The sequence below is a fragment of the Methyloceanibacter marginalis genome (assembly GCF_001723295.1).
GTDB classification, from domain to species: domain Bacteria; phylum Pseudomonadota; class Alphaproteobacteria; order Rhizobiales; family Methyloligellaceae; genus Methyloceanibacter; species Methyloceanibacter marginalis.
In genome coordinates, this window is sequence record NZ_LPWD01000444.1 from 1 (window position 1) to 2,409 (window position 2,409).

A 2,409-nucleotide genomic window follows, 5' to 3' on the forward strand; every position below is an offset into this window, starting at 1 on the left:
GCATGCCGAAGTCCCCCACACCACGGTTTCCTGCGCGCACGTTGCGATTTTCGCTAGAATGGCGCCCGCGCCGGTCCCGGCCGGCAAGATACGCGGGAGTGCTTGACGCGATGGGTCGAGGGAAACGCCAGGCCGAGGCAGGACGCCGCGCGCGGACGGGCGCGGCTTGGGCGATGGGGCTTTGCCTGCTGCTGGCGGCCGTCCCCGGCCTTGCCCGCGGTCCGGCCTCCGTCGCCGATGTCGCCGAAGGCCTGCAAGATGCGGTGGTCAACATCTCCACGACCCAGACGCTGCAAGGGCCGGGCGAGCCCGGCCCCATGCGCAAGGGCCCGAAAGGCTCGCCCTTCGAGGAATTCTTCGACGATTTCTTCGAGGACGAGGGGCCCGACGGCATGCCCCGTAAGGTGAGCTCCCTCGGGTCCGGCTTCGTCATCGACCCGTCCGGGCTGATCGTCACCAACAATCACGTCATCGAGGGCGCCGACGAGATCATCGTCAACTTCGTCGACGGCTCCAAGCTGAAGGTGACCAAGATCCTGGGCCACGACCCCAAGACCGATCTGGCGCTCCTGAAGGTCGAGCCCAAGGAGCCTCTCAAGGCGGTGTCCTTCGGCAATTCCTCGGCCATGCGCGTCGGCGATTGGGTCATGGCCATCGGCAATCCCTTCGGCCTCGGCGGCAGCGTGACCGTGGGCATCATCTCGGCCACCAAACGCGACATTAACGCTGGCCCCTACGACGACTTCATTCAGACCGACGCCGCCATCAATCGCGGCAATTCCGGCGGCCCGCTGTTCAACATGGAGGGCGAGGTGATCGGCGTGAACACCGCCATCATTTCGCCGACCGGCGGCTCGATCGGCATCGGCTTCGCCGTGCCCTCCAATACGGCGACCAAGGTCCTCAACCAGCTAAAGGAATATGGCGAGACGCGCCGCGGCTGGCTCGGCGTGCACGTCCAAAGCGTCACCGAGGAGATCGCCGAAGGCTTGGGGCTGGTCGAACCCATGGGCGCGCTGGTCGCCTCCGTGGCGCCGGACGGGCCTGCGGCCGCCGCAGGCATCGAAGCGGGAGACGTGATCCTCGACTTCGACGGTCAAGAGATCGACAGCATGCGCGATCTGCCGCGCGCCGTGGTCGGCACCGCGATCGACAAGGATGTCCCGGTGAAGCTGCTGCGCGGCGGGAAGACCTTGAACATCACCGTCAAGATCGGCCGGCTTCCTGAAGACGAAGCGGAGGAAGAGGACGAGATCGAGGAGACGCTGCCGGTGGCGCCCGAGGGCGAGGATCTCCTTGGCCTCAGCATCGCGCCGCTCACCGACGACCTGCGCGAGAAATACGCCATCAGCGACAAGATCGAGGGCGTGGTCATCACCGATGTGGAGCCCGACAGCCCGGCGGCCAGGAAAAACGTCAAGGCCGGCGACGTGATCGTGGAGGTCACCCAGGAAGAGGTGCACCAGCCCCACGACGTGATCGATCGGTTGCGCGCCGTGAAGCGCTCCGGCCGGGGCCGCGTGCTTCTGTTGCTGTCCGACGCCAAGGGCGAGTTGCGCTTCGTCGCCGTGCCGACGAGCTGACGCTGGTCTTAAACGCAGCGGAAAGGCCTCTGCATGAGAGAAGCGTCCGAAAGCGTCACCATACTCGACAATGACTGGCCCGGGCGCGCGCTTACCGTCATGCCCGGCGATCTTCGAAATGGCTCCCCCAAGGGCTTGGCCTCGGCGCGCCGACGATCGTGACCCCATACAGCGATGGCCCGGAGCCGGGCTTCTACGGCTGGGACGCGCCGGGCCGCGACCCGATCCTGAGCGCCCCCACCCAGCACCCGGCGGGCGGCCTTTTTTATTTCGACGACGACGCCGATCTCGCCAAGCTGCGCGCGGCCCTCGACATCATCGGCGTCCATAGAAAAGCCAAGACCTATGCGGTGTTCTGGGACGCCACGATCGACACCGTCGAGGATCGTTATCTCCACCAGGTGCGGATCGTGTCGACGGGCGCGCTTGGATACCTGTTCAAGGCGAAACCAGAAGCCGAGGCTCTGCCCGAGCAACCGATCCCCATCGGCGACTATATCGAGACCTTCATTGCCGAGCAGAAAGGCAAGTGGAACGATGAGTATGCGTTCAGCCGGCACTTGAGGGGCACTCTCGGCGGTGACGGCGACTGGGCCAAGGAGTCGCTGGGCTTCGGCTTCGCCGTCGAGAACACCTATTGGGGCGTCTACCGCCTGTGGAGCCGGCCTTGGCTCTGCACCAAATGACCGCGCCGCAAACGTACGAAGGCGCGCCATGACCGAGGCCGTCCTCATCGCCGGCCCGACGGCAAGCGGCAAATCCCCGGCGGCGCTCGCGCTGGCGCGGGCCTTGGGCGGCATGATCATCAACGCCGACTCCATGCAGG

3 protein-coding genes are annotated in these 2,409 nt (G+C 66.0%); all 3 read left to right on the forward strand.

From position 1 onward, the window contains the following. Window positions 1-173: 173 nt before the first annotated feature. Window positions 174-1,583 (forward strand): Do family serine endopeptidase, encoded by a 1,410-nt coding sequence (locus AUC71_RS15500; RefSeq protein WP_204376757.1) that lies wholly within the window; start codon window positions 174-176, stop codon window positions 1,581-1,583. Window positions 1,584-1,741: 158 nt separating this feature from the next. Beyond that, window positions 1,742-2,269, forward strand: coding sequence for a hypothetical protein (locus AUC71_RS15505; protein ID WP_069624970.1), 528 nt, complete (start codon window positions 1,742-1,744; stop codon window positions 2,267-2,269). A 28-nt stretch (window positions 2,270-2,297) separates the two neighbouring features. Further along, a partial coding sequence (locus AUC71_RS18965) for an isopentenyl transferase family protein (RefSeq protein ID WP_280139332.1) occupies window positions 2,298-2,409 on the forward strand: 112 nt, incomplete at its 3' end.

What these genes read in the sequence shown, in the direction of transcription:
- AUC71_RS15500 (WP_204376757.1), top strand. Translation starts at nt 174, where the DNA reads ATGGGGCTTTGCCTGCTGCTGGCGGCCGTCCCCGGCCTTGCCCGCGGT.